At 61.9% G+C, this 20,976-nt stretch carries 23 protein-coding genes and 1 riboswitch; of the genes, 11 read left to right on the top strand and 12 right to left on the bottom strand.

Annotation, left to right across the window (positions count from 1 at the left end):
- Window positions 1–30: 30 nt before the first annotated feature.
- A complete protein-coding gene (gene hemE, locus HMPREF2565_RS04520) occupies window positions 31–1,071 on the top strand; it encodes a uroporphyrinogen decarboxylase (protein ID WP_049154861.1) in 1,041 nt (346 codons plus the stop codon).
- Entirely contained in the window at window positions 1,072–2,454 is a 1,383-nt protein-coding gene (locus tag HMPREF2565_RS04515; protein WP_070513448.1) for a protoporphyrinogen oxidase, read from the top strand. It begins immediately after the preceding gene.
- Between the two features lie 193 nt (window positions 2,455–2,647).
- Here the strand turns inward: HMPREF2565_RS04515 and HMPREF2565_RS04510 are convergent, their stop codons facing one another.
- The 5 genes from HMPREF2565_RS04510 to HMPREF2565_RS04490 all read right to left on the bottom strand — a co-directional run bounded on the left by HMPREF2565_RS04510 (window position 2,648) and on the right by HMPREF2565_RS04490 (window position 6,424).
- The gene (locus HMPREF2565_RS04510) at window positions 2,648–2,902 is read right to left on the bottom strand and encodes a Txe/YoeB family addiction module toxin (protein ID WP_046647801.1); all 255 of its coding nucleotides are present in this window, start codon (window positions 2,900–2,902) and stop codon (window positions 2,648–2,650) included.
- A 5-nt stretch (window positions 2,903–2,907) separates the two neighbouring features.
- Window positions 2,908–3,165, bottom strand: a complete 258-nt coding sequence (locus tag HMPREF2565_RS04505; RefSeq protein ID WP_046647800.1) for a type II toxin-antitoxin system Phd/YefM family antitoxin — start codon at window positions 3,163–3,165, stop codon at window positions 2,908–2,910.
- Window positions 3,166–3,233: 68 nt separating this feature from the next.
- The gene (locus HMPREF2565_RS04500) at window positions 3,234–4,745 is read right to left on the bottom strand and encodes an ABC-F family ATP-binding cassette domain-containing protein (RefSeq protein WP_070681449.1); all 1,512 of its coding nucleotides are present in this window, start codon (window positions 4,743–4,745) and stop codon (window positions 3,234–3,236) included.
- A gap of 84 nt (window positions 4,746–4,829) precedes the next feature.
- Window positions 4,830–5,846 (bottom strand): ABC transporter permease, encoded by a 1,017-nt coding sequence (locus HMPREF2565_RS04495; RefSeq protein WP_071406921.1) that lies wholly within the window; start codon window positions 5,844–5,846, stop codon window positions 4,830–4,832.
- Complete coding sequence (locus HMPREF2565_RS04490; protein WP_070701464.1) at window positions 5,846–6,424, bottom strand: ABC transporter ATP-binding protein; 579 nt, start codon at window positions 6,422–6,424, stop codon at window positions 5,846–5,848. The genes HMPREF2565_RS04495 and HMPREF2565_RS04490 overlap by 1 nt, the downstream gene beginning before the upstream one ends.
- Before the next feature lie 382 nt (window positions 6,425–6,806).
- On the opposite strand from HMPREF2565_RS04490, the gene HMPREF2565_RS04485 reads away from it, so the two are divergent.
- Entirely contained in the window at window positions 6,807–7,430 is a 624-nt protein-coding gene (locus HMPREF2565_RS04485; RefSeq protein WP_070681463.1) for a Fic/DOC family protein, read from the top strand.
- Between the two features lie 10 nt (window positions 7,431–7,440).
- On the opposite strand, the gene HMPREF2565_RS04480 is transcribed toward HMPREF2565_RS04485, so the two are convergent.
- Window positions 7,441–8,280 carry an NAD(P)-dependent oxidoreductase gene (locus tag HMPREF2565_RS04480; RefSeq protein ID WP_070681466.1) on the bottom strand — a complete coding sequence of 280 codons (840 nt, stop codon included), beginning with the start codon at window positions 8,278–8,280 and terminating at the stop codon, window positions 7,441–7,443.
- A 25-nt stretch (window positions 8,281–8,305) separates the two neighbouring features.
- Window positions 8,306–8,376, top strand: a riboswitch (guanidine-III (ykkC-III) riboswitch).
- Between the two features lie 11 nt (window positions 8,377–8,387).
- On the opposite strand from HMPREF2565_RS04480, the gene HMPREF2565_RS04475 reads away from it, so the two are divergent.
- Entirely contained in the window at window positions 8,388–8,702 is a 315-nt protein-coding gene (locus HMPREF2565_RS04475) for a DMT family transporter (protein ID WP_070516496.1), read from the top strand.
- Between the two features lie 139 nt (window positions 8,703–8,841).
- On the opposite strand, the gene HMPREF2565_RS04470 is transcribed toward HMPREF2565_RS04475, so the two are convergent.
- The 5 genes from HMPREF2565_RS04470 to HMPREF2565_RS04450 form a co-directional block, all read right to left on the bottom strand.
- Window positions 8,842–9,567: a hypothetical protein gene (locus HMPREF2565_RS04470; RefSeq protein WP_246819114.1), complete on the bottom strand. Its 726-nt coding sequence runs from the start codon at window positions 9,565–9,567 to the stop codon at window positions 8,842–8,844.
- A gap of 138 nt (window positions 9,568–9,705) precedes the next feature.
- Window positions 9,706–11,001, bottom strand: a complete 1,296-nt coding sequence (locus HMPREF2565_RS04465) for an ABC transporter permease (RefSeq protein WP_070516494.1) — start codon at window positions 10,999–11,001, stop codon at window positions 9,706–9,708.
- Window positions 10,998–11,672: an ABC transporter ATP-binding protein gene (locus HMPREF2565_RS04460; RefSeq protein ID WP_071406920.1), complete on the bottom strand. Its 675-nt coding sequence runs from the start codon at window positions 11,670–11,672 to the stop codon at window positions 10,998–11,000. Before HMPREF2565_RS04460 ends, HMPREF2565_RS04465 begins: the two co-directional genes overlap by 4 nt.
- Window positions 11,669–13,279: a permuted SH3 domain-containing protein gene (locus tag HMPREF2565_RS04455; protein ID WP_049154851.1), complete on the bottom strand. Its 1,611-nt coding sequence runs from the start codon at window positions 13,277–13,279 to the stop codon at window positions 11,669–11,671. The genes HMPREF2565_RS04460 and HMPREF2565_RS04455 overlap by 4 nt, the downstream gene beginning before the upstream one ends.
- Window positions 13,280–13,502: 223 nt before the next feature.
- On the bottom strand, window positions 13,503–13,976 hold the full coding sequence (locus HMPREF2565_RS04450) for a hypothetical protein (RefSeq protein WP_010189769.1): 474 nt from the start codon (window positions 13,974–13,976) through the stop codon (window positions 13,503–13,505).
- A gap of 202 nt (window positions 13,977–14,178) precedes the next feature.
- Between HMPREF2565_RS04450 and hemL the strand changes: the two genes are divergently transcribed.
- From hemL to HMPREF2565_RS04415, 7 genes are all read left to right on the top strand, one after another.
- Window positions 14,179–15,513: a glutamate-1-semialdehyde 2,1-aminomutase gene (hemL, locus tag HMPREF2565_RS04445; protein ID WP_070821650.1), complete on the top strand. Its 1,335-nt coding sequence runs from the start codon at window positions 14,179–14,181 to the stop codon at window positions 15,511–15,513.
- Between the two features lie 32 nt (window positions 15,514–15,545).
- Window positions 15,546–16,154 (top strand): histidine phosphatase family protein, encoded by a 609-nt coding sequence (locus HMPREF2565_RS04440; RefSeq protein WP_071406919.1) that lies wholly within the window; start codon window positions 15,546–15,548, stop codon window positions 16,152–16,154.
- The gene (locus tag HMPREF2565_RS04435; protein ID WP_046647790.1) at window positions 16,154–16,759 is read left to right on the top strand and encodes a TlpA disulfide reductase family protein; all 606 of its coding nucleotides are present in this window, start codon (window positions 16,154–16,156) and stop codon (window positions 16,757–16,759) included. Before HMPREF2565_RS04440 ends, HMPREF2565_RS04435 begins: the two co-directional genes overlap by 1 nt.
- Window positions 16,760–16,776: 17 nt before the next feature.
- Window positions 16,777–17,562, top strand: a complete 786-nt coding sequence (locus HMPREF2565_RS04430; RefSeq protein ID WP_046647905.1) for a cytochrome c biogenesis CcdA family protein — start codon at window positions 16,777–16,779, stop codon at window positions 17,560–17,562.
- A 12-nt stretch (window positions 17,563–17,574) separates the two neighbouring features.
- Window positions 17,575–19,206 (top strand): cytochrome c biogenesis protein ResB, encoded by a 1,632-nt coding sequence (locus HMPREF2565_RS04425; protein ID WP_071406918.1) that lies wholly within the window; start codon window positions 17,575–17,577, stop codon window positions 19,204–19,206.
- A 141-nt stretch (window positions 19,207–19,347) separates the two neighbouring features.
- The gene (gene ccsB, locus HMPREF2565_RS04420) at window positions 19,348–20,379 is read left to right on the top strand and encodes a c-type cytochrome biogenesis protein CcsB (protein ID WP_049154848.1); all 1,032 of its coding nucleotides are present in this window, start codon (window positions 19,348–19,350) and stop codon (window positions 20,377–20,379) included.
- Window positions 20,380–20,637 (top strand): helix-turn-helix domain-containing protein, encoded by a 258-nt coding sequence (locus tag HMPREF2565_RS04415; RefSeq protein WP_046647787.1) that lies wholly within the window; start codon window positions 20,380–20,382, stop codon window positions 20,635–20,637. It abuts the gene before it with no gap.
- Here the strand turns inward: HMPREF2565_RS04415 and HMPREF2565_RS04410 are convergent.
- Window positions 20,634–20,942 carry a hypothetical protein gene (locus HMPREF2565_RS04410; RefSeq protein WP_049154847.1) on the bottom strand — a complete coding sequence of 103 codons (309 nt, stop codon included), beginning with the start codon at window positions 20,940–20,942 and terminating at the stop codon, window positions 20,634–20,636. The two genes, HMPREF2565_RS04415 and HMPREF2565_RS04410, sit on opposite strands and share 4 nt — an antisense overlap.
- Between the last annotated feature and the right edge of the window lie 34 nt (window positions 20,943–20,976).

The raw sequence follows: 20,976 nt of genomic DNA, 5'->3' as shown, positions 1-20,976 counted from the left end.
TACTCCAACTTTTGATTCATAATGGACGGTATGTCTCGACTGTCTGATGCGCCGCTAATTGCTGCCGCTACTGGCCACACGCCCTCCCGCCCGCCCGTCTGGTTCATGCGCCAGGCGGGGCGCTCTTTGCCGGAGTACCGCAAGGTGCGCGAGGGAATCAGCATGCTGGATTCCTGTTTCATGCCGGAGCTCCTCGCGGAGATCACCCTGCAGCCGGTGCGCCGCCACGATGTCGACGGCGCCATCTTGTTCAGCGATATCGTCGTCCCGCTCAAAGCCGCGGGCGTTGGCGTGGAGATCGTCCCCGGCCGCGGCCCCGTCATGGATGCACCCGTGCGCACCACGGAGGACGTGGACAACCTGCCTATCCTCGACGTGGATGTGCCCGAGGTCCGCCAAGGCATTGAGATCATTCTGAGCGAGCTCACCGACAAGCAGGCCCTCATCGGCTTCGTCGGCGCACCCTTCACCTTGGCCAGCTACCTCATTGAGGGCGGCCCCTCGAAGAACCACGAGCGTACCAAGGCGCTCATGCATTCCGATCCGGAGACCTGGCACCAGCTCATGGAGCGCCTGACCCCGACGATCATTTCTTTCTTGGAGCTCCAGCTGGATGCCGGCATCGACGCCATGCAGCTCTTCGATTCCTGGGCGGGTTACCTCAATGAGCGCGATTACCGCGAGTTCGTGCTGCCTTATTCGGAGCAGATCCTTAAGGTCGCAGAAGGCCGCGTGCCGCGCATTCACTTCGGCGTGGGGACTGGCGAGCTGCTCGGCGCGATGTCGGAGGCCGGTTCTGAGGTCATGGGCGTGGACTACCGCGTGAGCATGGATGCCGCCGCGGCCCGCGTCAACGCGGACATTCTCCAGGGCAACCTCGACCCAGCCCTGCTGTTCGCCGGCGAGGATGCGGTGCGCAAGGAAGTACGCGCCATCAAGGCAGAAATAGATGCCGCCCGCGCGGCAGGCAACCTGCGTGGACACATCTGGAACCTTGGCCACGGCGTGCTGCCGACCACGGAGGCGGAGGCCATTACCCGTGCCGTCGCCATCATCCACGAGGAGGGCTAAATGAAGATCGCGATCATCGGTGCGGGCCTCGCGGGCCTCACCGCGGCATGGGAAATCAAGCAGAACACTGAGGGCTCCCACGACATCTTCGTCTTTGAAGCAGCGGATCGCATCGGCGGCAAGCTGCACACCGTGGCCTTCAACGGCGGTCCGACGGACATGGGCGCGGAGGCCTTCATCCGCCGCCGCCAGGACGCCGTGGACTTCTTCACGGAGCTCGGCCTGCAGGATTCCTTTGTGGAGCCCAATCCGGAGTTGCGCCCGCGCGTGTACACCGGCGGCGAGCTGCACTTCCTGCCGCAGGGCGGGGTCATGGGTATTCCTTCCGAGCCGCAGGACTTCTTCTCCGAGGCGACCAACGAGCGCATCACCAACGAGCAGCCCTTCGAGTGGGAGATCGGCGGGGATGTCTCTGTGGGTCAGCTCGTTCGCCAGCAGTACGGCGATGACGTGGTGGACCACGTGGTCTCCGCGCTGCTCGGCGGTGTGTACTCCTGTACGGCCGACGACCTAGGCCTGCGCGCCACGGTTCCGCACCTGGCGGCCACGCTGGACACACTGGCGAAGGACGGCCCCGTCACGCTGTCGGCCGCAATCAAGCAGATCGAGTCCGGCCGCAGCCCGGCCGAAGGCTCCGTCTTTGGAACCTTCAAGGGCGGCTACGCCGAGCTTTACGAGGCCCTGGCTGACAAGTCCGGTGCGCAGATCCACCTGGACACCTTCGTCTCCGGCGTGACGCGCAAGGGCGATGCCTTCGAGGTCAAGGGCGCGCCGGGGGATATCGGTCCCTTCGATCGCGTGTTCTTTGCCACCCCAGCTCCCACAACCGCGCGCCTGCTCAAGGCCGTGGCCCCGGAGGCCGCCCAGGAACTAGCCACCGTCCAGCTGGCTTCTTCCGTGGTCGTCGGCTTCAACTTCGCCTCCGCCACGGACCCGGAAGGCAACTCCCTTCCGGAGGCCACCGGTATCCTCGTTGCCTCCGACGAGCCAGACGTGCGCGCCAAGGCTTTCACGCTCTCCTCTAATAAGTGGCCGCACCTGAACGAGCGCGAGGGCTTCCTCGTGCGCGCCTCCTTCGGCCGCTTCGGCGATGATGCCCTCGTGCGCGCGGAGGAGGATGACCTGGTGGACTACGCCCTCGATGACCTGCAGAAGATCACAGGCTTCGACGGCCGCGCCGCTGGCGTGGAGGAGATCTACACGCAGCGCTGGTTCGGCGGCATCCCCCGCTATGATGAAAAGCACCTGGCCACCGTTGCCGCTGTCCGCGCCAAGCTTGCCGACGTCCCCGGTATCGCCACCGCCGGCGCCTGGGCTGATGGAGTCGGCGTGCCCGCCGTCATCGCGGGTGCCCGCGCTGCCGCGCAAGCACTCGTCAGCTAGCTCGCTGTCGGCGCCTGCCTTTTGGCGCCTCGCAAAAGGCGCCCCGCAAAAGGCGTCTGATAAAAGGCATCTTTGGGTCTAAAAACTCCATTTGTCAAGCATAAAAGGCGTTTTTGGCCGTGAAAACGCCTTATGACTGATGCCTTTTGTCAGATGCCTTTTAGGCAGAGGCGATACGGGAAGTTGACGCTAGCTAGTAGTGGTATCTGCACCCAGCAATCTCGATGGTCGCGCCCTTAATGCGATAGATCAGTCGGTGCTCTTCGGTAATTCGCCGAGACCAGAACCCGGCCAACTCGAACTTGAGTGGTTCGGGCTTTCCTATCCCTTCATTGCCGTTTCGTGCAATGTCTTTAATGAGGCTATTGATTCTCTTGAGGATCTTCTTGTTGTGAGCTTGCCACCAGAGGTAGTCCTCCCATGCTTCCTCTGTCCACGAAAGAATCATGAAGCTTAATCTTCCTCAACGAGCTCGTGCTCCGTTGCTTCCCCGGCGTTGAGACTCTCGATGGAGTCAAGCAGGCGCTGGGCATTGCGAGGGGAACGCAGAAGGTATGCGGTTTCGCGAAGAGAGTTGTAGTCATCTAAGGAAACGATGACTGCAGACTCATGACCATTGCGAGTGATGATGACTTCCTCACGGTCATCAACGACCGACTGTAGGACCTCGGCGTATCTTGCTCGCGATTCCGAGTAAGACATGGTTTTCATAAGCTATCTCCCTTCTTGTACAAGAAACTGTACAACGAAAAGGGGATGAGCGCTAGAGAGGTTTCAGTTTATGAGGCCACGTGAACAGTGCGCGTTAGGTTTAGCCGCTCGCATACGTGCTCGTCGTGGCTGACCAGGATGAATGCCCCGCGGTAGCTCGTGAGCACCTCAATCAGCCAGTCGGTGGTGGGGATATCGAGGTTGTTTGTCGGTTCGTCGAGAAGCAGGAAGCGCGGTGCCGGATCGCTGAGCAAGACGCGAGCGATTTCGACGCGGAAGCGCTCGCCACCAGAAAGCTGGCCCACGGGCTGGTGGATCTTGTCGTTGATAAAGAGCATCTGGGCCAGCTGGTCGCGCAGGAACTGCGGGTCCGCGCCGGGGTTGGCCTCCCGCACGATGTCGAACACCGATTTCTCCGCGGGCAAGACGATGCGTTGGCGGATGTACCCGCAGGGCAGCGCGTACTCGACGTCTCCGCGGGCGATGCGGTTGAGGAAGGTGGTCTTGCCGCTGCCGTTTGGCCCGGCGAGGCGAACACGCTCGGGGCCAGTAATACTCAGCAGATCGCTGACCAGCACGCGGGTGCCCGCGGGCAGCTCAGTGCCGGGGAGATCGATGTGGACCTGGGTGTCGTCGCGAAGCGCGCGCTGCGCCTTGTCGTGCGCCGACTGGGCGGCAGCGACTGCATCGTTGGCCTGTTGAGAACGCCCAGCGGCCGAGCGCTCGGAACGGTTCTTGTCTAAGCCCATGGCCATGCCGGGTTTGCGCTTCGAGGCGGCGAAGTTCTTGCCGCGACGGGCATCGCGTGCGATGCGGGTCTGCATGGCGGCGCGCTCGCGGATCTGTTTGCGGTGTTCGGCCTTGGTCTCCCTGACCTTGGCCTGCGCGGAATCCTGCTCAGCATCAATCGCTGCGCGGTAGGAGGAGTAGTTTCCCTCGAACTCGCGAAGTGTTCCGTGGTAGAGTTCCGCGATGCTTTCCGCGTGCTCGAGGAGCTCGCGGTCGTGTGAGACGACGAGAACCGGCATCGGCGCGGTGCGAATGAGCTCGAGTAGGCGCTGGCGCGATTCGGAGTCCAGGTTGTTGGTGGGCTCGTCGAGGATCAGGAAATCCGGTTTGCGGAAGAAGGCGGCGGTCAGCGCCACAGTCACGGCTTCACCACCCGACAATGTGCCGATAGTGCGATCCAGCGGGAAGGGGATACCCGCAGCGTCGAGAGCTGCTTCAATACGCTCTGCTAAGTCCCACTGCTCACCAACAGCGGCAGCGAGCTCTTCCGAGTAGTCGCCAGCCTCAATGCGGGCAATGGCACTGAGGATCTCTGTTGCGCCAAAGACTTCGGCGATGGTGTCAGACGTATGGAGACCTAAATCCTGGTCGACATAGAGGACTGAGCCCGCGGATACCGTTCCCGAAGTCGGGGCAATGAGACCAGCAAGTACCTTGGCTAGCGTTGATTTTCCGGAACCATTCGCCCCAACTAAGCCCGTGAAGTGGGAAGAAAACGTTCCGGTGAGATCCGTGAAACAAGGGGTGCCGTCGGGCCAGATGACGGTGAGATGAGAAAAAGAAATAGGCATGAAGAAATCCACCTTCGAGTAAGTCGCGTAAAAGAGTGACGTCGAATTAGGAAAAAATCTTCATGTCCGAAAGACTAGCCCCGGCTAATACCCCAGCGCAAGGGCCGCCACGCCAAGGCCGAGAGTGCCGCGGGCAATGTAGTGCAGCACCTCGGGGGAGAAAGAGACGCCGAAGCCGCCGCTGTCCAGCATGGACATGCTGTCTACCTGTGCCGGGCGGGAACGCTTAAACGACGCCCAGCTAAGGCCCGCAACAATGAGCGCCACTGCGATGGCGGAGAGCTTCCACACCAAGAGGAGGACACCGGCACCAACGAGTGCCGTGCCCACAGAAGCGATAAGGGGAAGGCCCCAGTCTGGCCATGCATCGTCGCTGACGCGGCCGAAGGAGGCGGCGCGCCCAACCGCCGCGCCGACGATGCTCCACGCGGACATGAATCCGACGATAGCCAGCGCCCCGAGCTGTGGGGCGAACCCCAATGTCAAGCCGAGGGCCGCGAGCGCACCGACGCCGATGTACCACCGTCGTCCCAGACGACGGAAGAAGAGACCCGTCAACGTGGAGGGCGCATGGGCGCGACGAGGAATCCAGGCGGACTGGCTCGCAATGGCATCGGAGGTGACCTCCGAATCAAGCAGGCCAAGGCCAGATCCACCGACCAGGCGCGTGCGCCCAGCGCTGAGAAGCGAAGCCAGCGTGAACGAGCGCCACCCCACGACGAAACGCAGGGCTGGGACTGCCAGCGCGAACCACGGGGATAGCCCGGTGGACACGCAGATGCCGAGCCCCAACACCCCGAAGCTGATCAGCTGCGCCCACGTGATCCAGTCCGTGCCGCGGAGCCTGCCGCGCGGGCGATCAACGTACACCCAACGTTCCCGGGATAGCGCCCGTAGGGGATAAAGAGTCTCGGCGAACACGATGAGAGCGAGCAGTCCCACGATGCCGGCAATAGGAGCGACACCAGTCAGCGTGATTCGCGCCGGGATGATAGGCAGGACTGCGCCGACTTCTTGCCAGACTGTATAACCGAAGCCGAAGACGATGCCGGCGAGGATGAGATACCAAATGCCATCACCTAGCCGGGATAGCGTGCGCATCACAGCTGCACCACCTCGTCGCAGGCTTGGGTGATGGTGTCGGAATGTGAGGCCACGACGATGCAGCGATTCTCCTCGTCGGCTAGGTAGCGCAATTCGCTTGCGAGGAACTCGGTCCAGGTGGCGTCGAGGTGGCGCTCGGGCTCGTCGATAAGCAAAGCACGCGCCGGCTGGTACAGCTGGGCAGCCAGAAACACGCGCTGGCGCTGGCCCGAGGACAGGCGCGAGGCAGGGTGTGGAAGGAGAGGCTCAAGCGCCCAGAGCTCGCAGAGCTTGGCGACGTCCACCCCTGCCGCCTTTCCTATCACGTCCAGGTGCTCGCCCACGGTGAGGTCGGGGAGAAAAACCGGCTCGGCTACCGTAATCACAGCACCCGGCTGCTCCTTCGTGCCGACGGGACGGCCGTCGCACTCCACTGAGCCTTCGAGAGGCGCAAGCTCACCGCCGAGCGTGGCAAGTAACGTGGATTTACCTGAACCGTTGGGCCCAGCGAGGCCATAGATGCGGCCTGGGGCGAAGTCCTTCTCAAGGTGTCCAAGGGGCGTGGAATGCCCGTAATCGGCGTCGATGGAAAGCATTGCTGGGCGGCGAGCTCCTTACACTGGGCGGCTAGACAATAGCTAAAACTTATTGATGAAGTTTAGCAAAATACACGCCCTGAACGTTGTTCTTGAGATGGGAAGCGCCCTTGGGATTGGTGTTGTGAGCTGCTAAAATGAGAGAAAATGTAGTTGAAAACTCGGGAGGATAGCAATGTCGGAGCCTGTTCAAATTGAAAGCAGTAGTAGCGACCGTGATCCGTTAGCGTTGAGCGATGCTGCGTTGCGTCTAGCAGGCCACGATGTGACTGATGAGTACGTGCGCCAGCTGGGCCGCGAGGTGGCTGCAGGGACATTATCTGCCGACGAAGCAATCGCTCGTGTTCGGCGAGCTTCGCTGAAGTAGAGCGCGGGGAGAAACATGAGCGGGGGCTGGGAGAGCTATTTCATTCCAGGGACCAAGGTTCTGAAGAATCGCTTGGGGTTAGATGACGCAGAAGAACTACGGATCTTGGAAGAAAAGTTTGTATTTCTTCGGATAGCCGAGTTGGACTCGGCACCTGTGGAAGGTGCTTTTGACTACGCGCATTTCAAGGCCATACATCGACGTCTGTTTCAAGATGTCTACGAATGGGCGGGCGAAGAGCGGACTGCCCCTACAGGTCAGTTCATGATTAAGGCTGGGCATGCCTACTATCCGGCGGGGCCGGAAATGACGAAGGCAGCAGAGAAGCTGTTTGCGGGGCTGGCGAAGGATGACTTTCTGCGTGGCCTAGAGATTGATGAGTTTGTGGCCAAGCTGGCGGAGCTGTGGGGCGAGCTCAATGTGGTTCACAGCTTTAGAGAAGGCAATACCCGAACGCAGACGGTGTTCTTTGACTCGCTGGCTACGGCGGCAGGATACCAACTCGATGTGGAGCGGCTAGCGAGTGATAGCCGCGTGCGCGCGGAGTTTATTGCAGCGCGCTTTCACAGCCAGGACACGGGGGATAACGCGCAGCTGGAGGAGGTGCTGCGCGGGCTCGTCGTAAAGCGGGGCGTCTAAACGCTCGGGCCTAGCCCTTGTTGCGGAAGACGAAGATAGAGGAGAAGTCCTGGTCGCCGTGGCCCATGGCCTGCTGCTCCTCAAAGCGCTCGATGGCGGCGGCCACCGCAGGAAGTGGCTTGTTGGCGGTCATTTCCATGAGCTTGGCGTCTTTGCACAGGGCATCCACGGTGAAGTCACCCGGAGTGGTATTGCGCTCGCCGGTGATGAACGGGCCCTTCATGTTCTTCATGAAGGCCAAGCCGGTGATGTCGAGCATCTCGAGGATGACTTCGGAATCGAGGCCCTCGGACTCGCCGAGGTGGAGTGCCTCCAGCACGCCCTCCGCGGTAACGGCGAGGGCTAGGTTGGCCAGGAGCTTGCCAATCGCCGCGGTGGTGGCGGACTCCACACCGATGAGCTTGTTCTCGTCAGCCCAGGACTCGGCAATGGTCATGGCGAGCTCACGGCGGTCGTCGTCAGGCGTGCCTACATAGACGCCGAGCTTGCCCTCGCGCGCCGGGCCCAGCGAACCGACGACGGGCGCGTGGACATAAGAGTCGACCGCGGCGGCGAATTCGCGGGCGGCATCGGGGGAGACGGTCGTGGTATCGATCCAGGTCACGTCCTCTGGGATGAGCTTGGTCTCGATGATCTGCTCACGGATGTCATCGGGGCCAAAGAGCGAGGTAATGATGACCTCTGCGCCTTCTACGGCGGCGGTGGGGGAATCGGCGAGGGTAGCGCCGGACTCAACCAGCGGTTGCGCGCGCTCAGCGGTGCGGTTCCAAACGGTGAGCTCATGGTTTTTGAGGAGGTGTCGGGCGAGCTCAGTGCCCATGCGGCCAGTACCAAGGAATGCAATCTTCATGCCGCCCAGTGTGCCATTATTGTGGGCAGGCTCGCTGCGATTCATGCGAGCCCCGGACGAGGGAGCCGTACCCGGTGACGCGACAAGACGGCCAGAAAGGGCTGGCCATGTCGTGGTGCGTGTTGATTTTCTCCGGCGCCTTCGAGGCCGTGTGGGCGGCGGCGCTGGATAAGTCGGAGGGCTTCAGCCGGCTGTGGCCCTCGGTGGTCTTTTTCGTTGCCTGCGCCATTTCGATGGGCGGGTTGGGCTGGGCCATGAAGTCCATCCCCGTGGGCACCGCTTACGCGGTGTGGGCCGGCGTGGGCGCGGTGGTCACCGTCATTTACTCCTTCGCCGCCGGGCACGAGGCGGCAACCGTGTGGAAGGTGCTGTTCCTCGCCATGATCATTGGTGGGATTGTGGGGCTGAAGGTGGTGCACTAGGGCGCGTCGTCGTTTGAAACGACGACGAAGAAGAATCATTATATCGGTGGGTGGACGCCTGTGTACTTGCGTAGTAGGCTTCTGGATATCAAGCCGCAAGGCAAATAGGCTCTGGCCCCAGCATCGCTGGGGCCATCTTTTATTTCGCCGGGAATTGCTTTAGCGCTTCAGGGATCCACCGTTCCGAGCGCATCCAGACACCCATTTTGGGATTTATGGCCTTAGCTAGCTCGATAGAGAACTGATGGGTCTTCTCTAGTTTGGGGATGTCTTTTATGAGAGGGCGACGGTGCGTCGCTCGGTTGCGCATGTCTTTTACCAGCATTGCGTACTGCTGGAATTCAACTCGGTTTAGTTTGTGAACATGTGGTCCGAGAGCCTCATTCCAGAGAACCACTCGTGGGTTTTTGTTTCCAGCGTGAGGTTTAGGTAGTAGGTGAACCCAAATACCGAAGGTCAAACCTGCAACATAATCATCGTGATTCGGTGGGCTGAAGGAGCTATCGCAATGCGCTAGGTCCGCAAGCCGACTGCGGCCTTCCGGTAGCACAAGTTGAGTAAGCGGTGCTTCTGGGTGTTCCAACCAGTCTGGCGAGCCATTTCTTGGAGGCGAGGAGTTCCACTCTCTAAATCTTGAATCGATAAAGTTACGCAAGAGAACCTCAACTTCACCAGTTGTTCTGTCAACAACAGATGCCATGAAACCATTCCAAACGTAAAGATAAGCTGCGAGTATATCGATGTCGGTATCGGTGCCTCCGTGTTGTTTAGCCAAGTGGAGGTAGGTGTTTCGGCGAGGCACCGGCAATGCGCTAAGTATGGTCTCTGCTTCAGAATGACCTAGATCTTGCTGTATGAGTTTCATGAGTGCCTCTTGATAGTGGAAGTACCGGCAAGAGGGGATTGGGGTGCGAAGAACTCAAAACGCACCACTTATCCAAGATGGAGTCCCCCCGAAATTTTGGGCTTTAGAATACCTGATAAGTCGGGGGGATGAGTGGGATCATTCGTAGCGCAGTGCCTCAATCGGGTCCAGCTTCGCGGCCTTGCCCGCGGGGTAGTAGCCAAAGAAGAGGCCAATAGCCAGCGAGAAGAGCAGCGAGAGGATGACCGCCCACAGCGGCGGCGCCACGAGTGAGCCGATGGCGGCCGCACCCGCCATGCCGGCTGCGGTGCCGATGGCGATGCCGATGAGTCCACCGATGAGGCAGACCACGATGGCCTCCGTGATGAACTGGATGCGGATATCACGGCGGCGTGCGCCAAGCGCCTTGCGGATGCCAATCTCGCGGGTGCGCTCGGTGACGGTGATGAGCATAATGTTCATCACGCCGATGCCGCCGACGAGCAGCGAGATGCCGCCGATGGCCGCGAGAACCAAGCTCATCGTGGTGAAGATCTGGTTCAAGGATGCGAGGTCATCGCTGAAGTCAGACACCTTCACCATGTAGTCAGGGTTGTCCTCGTAGTAGCTATCGAAGACGCGCTGCAAGTTGCTGGCCACCGCGGCCTTGTCCAAGTCCGGGTTGCCGCGAACGGTGACCTCGCTGAACGCGGTGCCGGCACCGGGGGAATCGGAGAACTCGGCCTCCAGCGGGTAAGGAACGAAGGCGGATTGGCTGGGGCCACCGCCTACAAGAGGGCCGGTTTGCGGTTCTTCAAAAACACCGATGACGGCGAGTTCAATAGGAGAGGCCTCCTGGCTTTCAAAGCTCACGTATTGGCCAATGGCGTCTTCAGGGGCGTCGAAAAGCTTGGTGGCTGTTTCCTTATCCAGCATCGTTACTGCCCGGCTGGAGTCGATATCATCCTCGCTGAGGAAGCGCCCGGCCACGATGGAATAGGAAGAGCCGGAGACATAGTCCGGGTTGGTCGGGCGGACGAGGAGGTTGGCAGTCTCCTCCCCGGACGTGCCCTCGACCACGAGGGTGCCGGAATAGGAGCTGTATTCGCCGATATTGATGCCGGCGATCTGATCCCCCATGACCTCCTTGGCGCGGTCCAGCATGTCCGGGGTGAGCATGGAGGACTCGTCCTCGACAAAGCCGCCGCCCATGAAGGGATCATCGGCTTCTTCCTCTTCGCCCTCCTCAGGGCGCTCCTTGACCTGGACGGTGAAGTTATTGGCGCCGACCTTGTCCAAGTCTTTCTGCACGGAAGCCTGCAAGGAGTGGCCGAGCGTGACGATGGCGATGACCGCGGCGATGCCGATGATGACGCCCAAGAGCGTCAGCGCCGAGCGCATCTTGTTGGTGCGCAGGCTGGTCAGCGCCATCTTGGTGGATTCAGCAAAATTCATGACAACACCCCGTCCTTCATCGTGACGGTGCGGCTGCACTCATCAGCCAATTCCGGGTTGTGGGTAATAAACAAAATGGTCTTTCCATGCGTGCGGTGCAGTTCGTGGAAGAGGTCCATGACCATGCGGCCGGTCTGCGAATCCAGCGCGCCGGTGGGCTCGTCCGCTAGGAGAATCTCCGGCTGGTTGGCCAAGGCGCGGGCCACCGCCACGCGCTGCTTCTGACCACCGGAGAGCTCATTGGGCAGGTGGTTCATGCGGTCGCTCATACCGACCATCTCCAGAAGCTCTTCCGCGCGCTGGGTGCGCTCGTGGGCGGAAACGCCCGCATAGACCATGGGCATCTCCACGTTCTTCAGCGCGGACATGCGGCCGATCAGGTTGAAGTTCTGGAAGATGAAACCAATTTTTTGGCCGCGGAAGGAGGCTAGTTTGTCGTCGCCAAGCGCCAGTGCATCCACGCCAGCCAGCTGGTACTCGCCGGCGGTGGGACGGTCGATCAAGCCGATGATGTTCATCAGCGTGGATTTGCCGGATCCGGACTGGCCAACGACGGCCACGAACTCGCCCTCCTCCACGCTGAAGTCGAGGCCCGGGATGACGGTCAGCTCGCTGTCGAGGCCCTCGTTGAAGCGTTTGACGATTCCCCGCATCTCAATGAGGCGGCTCATGCGTTCTCTTCCGCAGCATCGGATCCATCGACGGAGGCGGACATGCCGACCATGTCCTTGTGGGTATCCGCCTGGCTGATGACGGTCTCGCCCTCCTTGAGGCCGGAGGAGATGGCGGCGGAGAAATCAGATTCGCTGGCCACCTTGACCTCGCGCGCCTGGATCGTGCCGTTGTCGATGACCAGGACGTTCTTCTTGCCACCTTCTTCAAAGATGGCGGAGAGCGGCACGGTGATGGCGTTCTTATCCTTCTTCGTAATGATCTTCACCTTCGTGGTGGAACCGAGGCGCAGGCCTTCGCGGTTGCCATCGACACGGATGTGCACTGGGAATTCGGGCTTGGAGGAGCCAGTTGGCTTGCCGGAGCCGCCGCCTGCGCCAGCCTCGACATCGGGCTGCTCAGCGGTGGGGGAGATGAACGTGACCTTGCCTTTGTATTCCTTGCCGGGGCTCGACGGCGAGGTGAACGTGACTTCATCGCCGACCTTGATGCGGGCGATATCGCCCTCCTTGACCGTGGACTTCACCAACAACGTGGAGTCATCCGCCACGGTGAGGATGGGGCCTTCGGCCGGGGCGCCGGCCTGGCCATTGACGGCGGTGACAACGCCCGCCAGCGGGGAGCGCAGGTCGGCCTGGGAGAGCCGGTACTCCAGTGGCCCATTTTCCTTGGCGTTGTTCGCGCTTGCCGACGCCGCCGATTCCACCGCGTGGTTCACCGCCTGGGACTGGGAGGAAATCTGCTGTTCGATGGCGAGGTTGCTGGCTTGCAGCGCGCGTTCGGCATCGGCAACCGCTTGGTAGGAGGCGGCGGTGGCGCGCTGTTGTTCGCCCAGTTCGCGGTCGATGCCGCGGAGGACGCGACCATAGGATTCCTCGGACTGCTTGAGCTGGCGCTCGGAGTCCTGCACGGCCTCATCGGAATCGAGGTAGCTCAAGAAAGCGCTGGCGGTGTTGATTCCGGAAGGATCCTCGGTGGCGGTGCCGAGGGAGGCCAGTGCGGACTGGAAAGACTTGGACTCGGCATCGCGCACCCCGGAGCGTGCTTGTTCGACGGCGGCGCGGGCCTCGGCAATTTCGGGGCGGTCGCCCTTGGCGGCGAGGGCATCGTCGAGCTTGCGCTGCGCCTCGGCGTACTCGGTCTGCGCCGAGTTCACGGCGGACTGGGCGCTGTTGACCTCGGGGTTGAGGCCTTGGTCGAGGGAATCCTGAAGCTGGCGCAGCTGGAGCTGGGCATCCTCGATTTGGTGGACGGCCTCGAGCTTGCTGGCCTCCTGGGAGGTGCGCTGGGCCTCGAGCTCGCGCTCGGTTTCGGTGGTGTCCATGCGGCCGAGCAGCTGCTGGGCCTCGACGCGGTCGCCCACCTTCGCGTCCAAGGACTGGATGGGGCCGGTCAGCGAGGTGGTCAGTGAGAGTTCGCGCTCGGCAGAAACCGTTCCGGAGGCGGAGACGGAACTGATCAGGTCTTCTTTGGTGGTTTTCGTGACATCGGTTGCGGTGAGCTGAATATCGGAAGACCCACTGGTTAGTGCGTACATTCCACCGCCGCCTGCGAGGAGAACCGCAGCGATAGCGCCAGCAGTGATGCCGAGAGCTTTCTTATTCATGAATCCCTTACTGTCAGGTTAACGCCGTCATTGAAATCGGGTTCAGATTAACTCTCGGGCATGTGTCTTGTCATGCGCAGTGGGGGGAATATAGGAGGTAGATCAGGGTCTACCCTTAGATGGTGCGAGGCTATGAGGTCTGGTGACGTTTCGATCAATTAAGGTCCCGAAAATGGGTGATTTTCTGCCACTATTTGATCGAAACGTATGTGGCATCTGACTTTTAGAAGGGCACATCGATGTAGATCTCCTCCGCCTTCGGCAAAGGCGGCAGTTTGGGTAGCTGATCGAGACCCTCCTGGACTTCCGGCGGGAGGGGAATCTGCGGAGGCTCGGGCAGTTCTAGCTTGGGTTTGGGCCGCTGCGGTGGGGCCGGGCGTGGCGCCGGTGCTGGTGCGGGCGCTGGCGCGCGGACGGTGACGGTTTCTACTTCGACGCGTGGCGTGGGTGTTTCGGCTACTACGGGTGCGGGAGCTGGTGCTTCGGCCGTAGGTTCCGGTTCAGCCGGAGCTGGCGCGATGGAGGTGGTGTCACCCAAGCGGTTGACCGGCTGGGGTACCGCATCAGGCTTCCAGGAAGGCAGCTGGGCCGAGGTGGTGGGGTTGGGCTCGGCTCGCGGAGCAGGTTCTGCCTGCGTGGCAGCGCAGGCAGAAAGCGGAAGGCAAGCAAAAATGACAAGAATACGGCGCGATGCCATGGGAATCCCCCTTAAGTAGTGCCTCCCACAGCGCACCCCAGCGCTTAATTAAAGAAAGGCAGAATCAACAGTGTGCTGCCAGCATAGCGTTCCCATGGCGGGTGCGCAGCGCGAGCGCGCTCAGGGTGCTCGCGAGGTGGTGGAGAGGAGGCTGCAAGACACGAGGGGACTCCAACTTTTGTATAGGGCTAAAACCGATACAATGTGGGCTATGCCTAACTCCAGCCAGCTAAACCAGCAGAATACGTCCCAGTCCGCCGAGTGGTTCGAGCGCGCCACCAAGGTCACCCCGGGCGGTGTGAATTCCCCGGTCCGCGCCTTCGGATCCGTGGGCGGCCAAGCCCGCGTTATCGCTCGCGGTGAGGGCTCCCGCCTTTGGGATATCGACGGCAATGAGTACGTCGACCTGGTCAGCTCTTATGGCCCGATGATTCACGGCAATGCCCACCCGGCCATCGTGGAGGCAGTGCAGAAGGCGGCTGCCGACGGTCTGTCTTTCGGCGCCCCGACCGAGGGCGAGACGCTGCTGGCGGAGCACATCGTCAAGCGCACCGCCGTGGAGCAGGTGCGCCTGGTTAACTCCGGTACCGAGGCCACCATGTCCGCCGTGCGCTTGGCCCGCGGTTTCACCGGCCGCGCCAAGGTCCTGAAGTTTGAAGGCTGCTACCACGGCCACGTGGATGCGCTGTTGGCGTCGGCTGGCTCCGGCGTAGCCACTTTCGCGCTCCCGGATTCCCCGGGCGTGACCGGCGCTTCGGCCGCAGATACCATCGTTGTCCCTTACAACGATCTCGACGCCGTCCGCGAGGCCTTTGCCGCGCACCCGGGAGAGATCGCCTGCATTATTGCGGAAGCAGCCGCCGGCAACATGGGCACCGTGGCCCCGGAGGAGGGCTTCAACGCGGCGCTCAAGGAGATCGCGCATGCCGACGGCGCCCTGCTCATCCTCGATGAAGTCATGACCGGCTTCCGCACCTCCTACAAGGGCTGGTTCGGCGTCGATGGGGTAGCGGGTGACCTGGTGACCTTCGGCAAGGTGGTCTCCGGTGGCCTGCCCGCAGCCGCCTTTGGCGGCCGCGCCGACGTCATGGCCTCGCTGGCACCTGCCGGTCCCGTCTATCAGGCAGGCACGCTGTCCGGTAACCCGGTGGCGATGGCTTCTGGCCTGGCATCCCTGGAGCTGGCCAACGAAGAGCTGTACCCGCGCCTGCAGGCTAACGCGGATCGCCTGGCCGGCCTCATCACCGAGGCACTGAGCGCCGCCGGAGTGGCACACCACATCCAGCGCGCGGAGACGATGTTCTCCATCCGCTTCGCCGAGGGCCAGGGCCGTAACTTCGCCGATATGCAGGCAGCCGATACCTGGCGTTTCGCTCCCTTCTTCCACGCACTGCTGGAAGGCGGCGTGTACGTTCCGCCGTCAGCCTTCGAGACCTGGTTTGTCTCTGACGCGCTCACGGACAATGATTTTGAGGTAATCGAGGCAGCTCTCAAGCCTGCCGCCCAGGCCGCTGCCAGCGCGCAGCGCCCGCAATAAACCAACCATGTTGAGGGGATAGACACAGGCATATGTCCACCACCATCGTCCACTTCGTCCGCCACGGCGAGGTTTATAACCCGGATAAGATCCTCTACGGGCGCATCCCGGGCTATCACTTGTCCTCACGTGGGCACTCGATGGCCGCGCGCACGGCGAAAGCCTTCGAAGGCCATGACGTGACCTACCTGGCGGCCTCGCCGCTGCAGCGCGCGCAGGAAACCGCGCTGCCTATTTCACAGGTAACGGGCTTGGAGGTGGACGTCGATAAGGGCGTCATCGAATCCGGCAACCGCTTCGAGGGCCTGCGCACCAAGGGATGGAATTCGCAGCTGTGGAACCCGCAGCGCTGGCCGCTCATGGTCAACCCGCTTGAGCCCTCGTGGGGCGAGCCTTTTGAGGAGATCGCCGCGCGCATGATGGACGCTGCCGAGCGTGCTCGTTCCAAGGCCGAGGGGCACGAGGCCATCGTGGTGTCCCACCAGCTGCCCATCGTCATGGTGCAGCGCACCGTGTTGGGCAAGCGCCTGGCCCACGCGCCGTGGGACCGCGAATGCGACCTGGCCTCGGTGACCTCGCTGGTCTACCGCGACCGCGAGATCATCGATATCTTCTACTCCGAACCGGCGCAGGACATCTAATGGGACGCAGAACTATCCGCGCCGCCGCGGCCGGTGTCCTTGCTGTGTTTGCCTTGGCAGGCTGTGCGCAAAGCGAGGAAAACGCGCAGAACGCCGTGGCTTCCGGCGGCACCTTCGAGTTCATCTCGCCCGGCGGGCAGACCACCATCCGCTATGCGGAGGAAGACCGCAAGCCGCTCAAGGATTTCTCCGGTGAGGACCTGCGGGATGAGTCCACGACGATCAAGCTTTCGGATTTCAAAGACCAGATCGTCGTCCTCAACTCCTGGGGTCAGTGGTGCGCGCCGTGCCGCTCCGAATCGGATGACCTCCAGGCCATCCACGCGGAGCTGCAAAAGCGCAAGGTCGGCACCGTACTGGGTATTAACGTCAAGGACTTCAACCCGGAGATCTCCCGGGACTTTATGGCCGATAACGGCCTAGAGTACCCCTCCATCTACGACCCGCCCTTCAAGACGGCTGCGGCCCTCGGCGGCGTGCCCACCTCCGTGGTGCCCACCACCATTGTTCTGGATAAGCAGCACCGCCCCGCCGCGGTCTTCCTGACCGAGATCACGGAAAAGGATGTCCTCGAGGTCGTCGACGAACTGGAGAAAGAACAGTGATCCTTGCCGCTGACGGTATGGGGCAAAGCTTCGCCGATGCCGCCGTGTCCGGCCCGCTCCTGATCGGAGTGCTCGCCGCGGCCGTGGCCGGATTGGTCTCCTTCGCCTCACCCTGTGTGGTTCCACTGGTTCCTGGCTATATCTCTTACCTCGCCTCCGTGGTCGGCGGTGAGGTGAGCTATGACGAGGAGTTGGGGGTGGGCGTCGGCAAGCGCCGGCGTTGGGCCGTCGTCGGTGCCGCAGCACTCTTCGTGCTGGGCTTTACCGTCGTTTTCGTCCTAGCCACCGTGTCAGTCTTCGGCGCCATTTCGGCGCTGACGCTCAACGCGGATACCCTCATGCGCGCCGGCGGTGTCATCACCATCCTCATGGGTGTGGTGTTCATGGGCGTGGTGCCGGTACTACAGAAGGACACGCGCATGGCGCCGCGGCGCTGGACCACGTGGCTGGGCGCGCCGCTGCTCGGCGGGGTTTTCGCCCTGGGCTGGACCCCGTGCTTGGGCCCCACGCTGGCTGCCATCCTGTCTGTCTCCGCCGGCACCGAGGGAACCACCGCGCTGCGCGGCACCATCCTCATTATTGGCTACTGCCTGGGCCTGGGCCTGCCCTTCTTGCTCGTGGCACTGGGCTCCGCTAAGGCCATGCGCACCGTGACCTGGATGCGGGAGCACTCCCGGACCATCCAGATTCTCGGGGGCATCGCCATGATCCTCGTCGGCCTGGCGCTGCTGACCGGGCTGTGGGGAGATTTCATCAACGCCATCCGCCAGTGGACCGTGTCCTATGGCGCGACGCTGCTGTAAAGGAGATTTTTCGTGAGATATATCCGCAAGGCCTGGCACTGGCTGACCAGCATGCGCACCGCGCTGGCGCTGCTCTTCTTGCTGGCCATCGCCGCCATTCCCGGATCGCTCCTGCCGCAGCGCTCGCTCAATGAATCTAACGTCAACGACTTCATTGAGACCAACGGCAAGGTGGCGGAGATCTACGACAAGCTGCAGCTTTTCGACGTCTTCTCCTCCGTCTGGTTCCAGGCCATCTACGTCCTGCTCATGATTTCTCTGGTGGGCTGCATCATCCCGCGCTCCTGGGATCACTACAAGGCCTACCGCACACCGCCGACGCGCGCGCCGAAGTATCTGGAAAAGATGCCGCTCAACGCCACCGGGCATTCGGAAAAGTCCCCGGAGGAGATCGCAGCGGCCACCACAACCATGCTGAAGAAGTGGCGAGTCTCCGAGGTCTCGCCCGAGAAGGACCGCGCGGGTGCGCAATCCTTCTCCGCGGAGCGCGGCTATGCCCGCGAGCTGTGCAACCTCATCTTCCATATCGCGTTGGTGGCAATCTTGCTCACCATGGCAGCCGGGCGTCTGGTGCACTACGAGGGACAGGTCATCGTGGTCACGGAAAAGAACTCCCAGGGGCAGACCCAAGAGCAGGCGCAATCCACGGAGTTCTGCAACACCTCGACCTCCGTCTATGACTCCTTCCGCGCCGGCCCGCTTTTCGACGGCACCGGCCTGCACCCCTTCTGCTTCCTGGCCCACGACTTCACCGCGGACTACCTGCCCAATGGCCAGGCGGAGATGTTCACCTCGAACGTGTCCTATGCCGCCGGCGACGACATCTTCACGGACCCGGAGACCTGGGAGGACTACCAGCTGCAGGTCAATCACCCGCTGCGCATTGACAAAAACCGCGTTTACCTGCAGGGTCACGGCTTTGCGCCGACGATGACGGTGGAGTGGCCCAACGGTGAAAAGCGCACGCAGACCATCCAGTTCCAGCCCACAGACACCACGTTTTTCCTCTCCGAAGGCGTGATGCGTTTCGATCCTCCGGCGGGCATGTACCCGGATCTGTTTGAGCGCCGCCAAAACCAGATCGCCATCCAGGGCCTGTTTGCCCCGACCGCCGAGTGGTCCGGCGAGAGCGGCAAGCTGCTGCAATCCTCCTACCCGGCGATGCTCGATCCTGCCGTGGCCATCGATATCTACCGCGGCGATGCCGGCCTGGACACGGGTACCCCGCAGTCCTTCTTCTCCCTCGATTCCAACCTGGTCCACACGGGCCAGCTGCAGAAGATCGACCGCGTCAACCTGAACCAGGGTGAATCGGTCACGCTGGACGACGGCACGAAGATCACCTTCGACGGCGCCTCCGAGTTCGCGAACTACCAGGTATCCTATGACCCCTTCCAAAGCTGGGTCCTCGTGTCCTCACTGGTCATGCTGGTATCCCTGGTTGGCTCGCTGGTGATTAAGCGCCGCCGCGTGTGGGTACGCATCCGGCCGGGCGCCAACGGCGGCACCGACATTGAGATGGGTGGACTTGCCCGTACCGACCGTGCCGGCTGGTCCGAGGAGTTCCACAAGCTGCACCGCGAGCTCTTGGAGTTGCCGGATCCCGATGAAATCGAGGAAGACGAACTCTACTCCGCCGACTAAAGGCGAGAAAGCTATCCGTCAAAAGTTGGATACTCCCGCTGAAGGGGGGTACTCTGATGAGCACCATAAATCTCTCCGCTCATGCAGCCTCGTGCGTGAAGCACGGTGTAGGCACGATTGTGAAGGCAAGGTTTCCCACTCATGCAGGTTGATCAAAATCTGTCCAACTTTTCCGACATCGCGGTGCAAACCGCGTTCGTCGTTTATGCTCTCGCCTTGGTGTTGTCCCTGGTCTACTACGGCCGGATGCACAGCATCATCGAGGCGATGCGCTCCCGCACGACTGCTGTGGCGCAGCAGCGCGAACTCGCTAGCGTGGGGGCCTCGGCAGACAGTGCCGCGCTTGGCGACGTCCCCCCGACAGCCAGCACTGGCCCCGATGCTGACCTAGACGCGGATCTGTCGAAGAAGCGGGAGAACGCCGACAAGCTCGGCGGCATGACGCAGATGCTCCTGTGGTTGGGTATCGCCTTACACTTGGCGGCCATTGTGCTGCGCGGCCTGGCCACGGGGCGTTTCCCGTTTGGCAACCTCTACGAGTACGTGCTCATGGTGACCGCCGGCGCCATGGTGGTGGCGACCATCGCCATGCAGCGCAAGGAATGGCGCACTCTGTGGCCGTGGCTGCTCACGCCGATTCTGGCGCTGATGTTCTACGGCTCCACCAAGCTCTATGCGGAATCCGCTCCGGTGGTTCCGGCACTCCAGTCTCACTGGCTGCCCATCCACGTCACTGTGGTCTCGTTGGGTGCGTCCATCGGCGTGGTCTCCGGTATCGCTTCTTTGCTCAGCGTGCTGCGTGAGTTCCAGCCGAAGGGCAGTGAGTCCGGTTTCTTTGGTGCGCTTGCCCGCCCGCTTCCTTCTGCTAAGAAGTTGGACCGCTTGGCCTACCGCTTGGGCGTGGTGACGCTGCCGACTCTGGGCCTGGGTATTGTACTGGGCGCTATTTGGGCCGAGTCCACATGGGGACGCTACTGGGGCTGGGACCCGAAGGAGACCGTATCCTTCGCCACCTGGATCCTCTACGCCGCCTACCTGCACGCCCGCGCGACGCCGGCCTTCCGCAAGGCCGCGCCGTATATCAACATCGCGGCGATGCTGCTCATGATCTTCAACCTGTTCTTCATCAACATGGTTGTCTCCGGCCTGCACTCCTATGCGGGGCTGAACTAAATGGCGGATACCCCTAAGCCGCGGCACAAACAGGGCAAGCCGGCGGGCGATAACCCGCAGCTCATCGCTCTCGGTGAGGGCTTTGCGCAGCGCCGCCGAGAACTCGGTATCTTGCAGCAGGAGCTGGCTGAGAAGGCCGGGATTTCGCGCTCCACGCTGCACACCATCGAGCACGGCGGCTCTGGCGTGCGCTGGGAAAAGGTGATTGCGGTGGCTGAGGCCCTCGGCCTTGAGATGACCTTCGAGCCGAAGGCTTAGGCTTCGTCGGCTTTATTGTCTTTGTCCTCGGGGGCCTTGGGTTTCTGGGAACCTTGTGAACCCTGTGAGCGACGGCGGCGCTCTTCTTCTTGGCGCTCTGCCTCCCGCTCCCTGGCGCGGCGCTCTTTGAAGCGCTGCTTCTCTAGGTTCCACAGGAACTCTTCGTCATCGTCTGGGCCCTTGATTGCGGGGCGCTGCGGCTGCTGTGTCTGCTGCACCTTCTTATTCCAACTCGACGGACCAAAGGCCTTCCATACGAGGACCGCCGCGAGGACAAACAAGAGTAGTAGTATCAATCGACCCATGCGTTGTATTCTACGGAATGCCCGCAAAGCAAAA

The organism is Corynebacterium sp. HMSC072A04 (assembly GCF_001809235.1).
GTDB lineage: Bacteria > Actinomycetota > Actinomycetes > Mycobacteriales > Mycobacteriaceae > Corynebacterium > Corynebacterium hiratae.
Note: the sequence above shows the minus strand (reverse complement) of the source record. Positions and strands in the feature narration are given on the sequence as shown.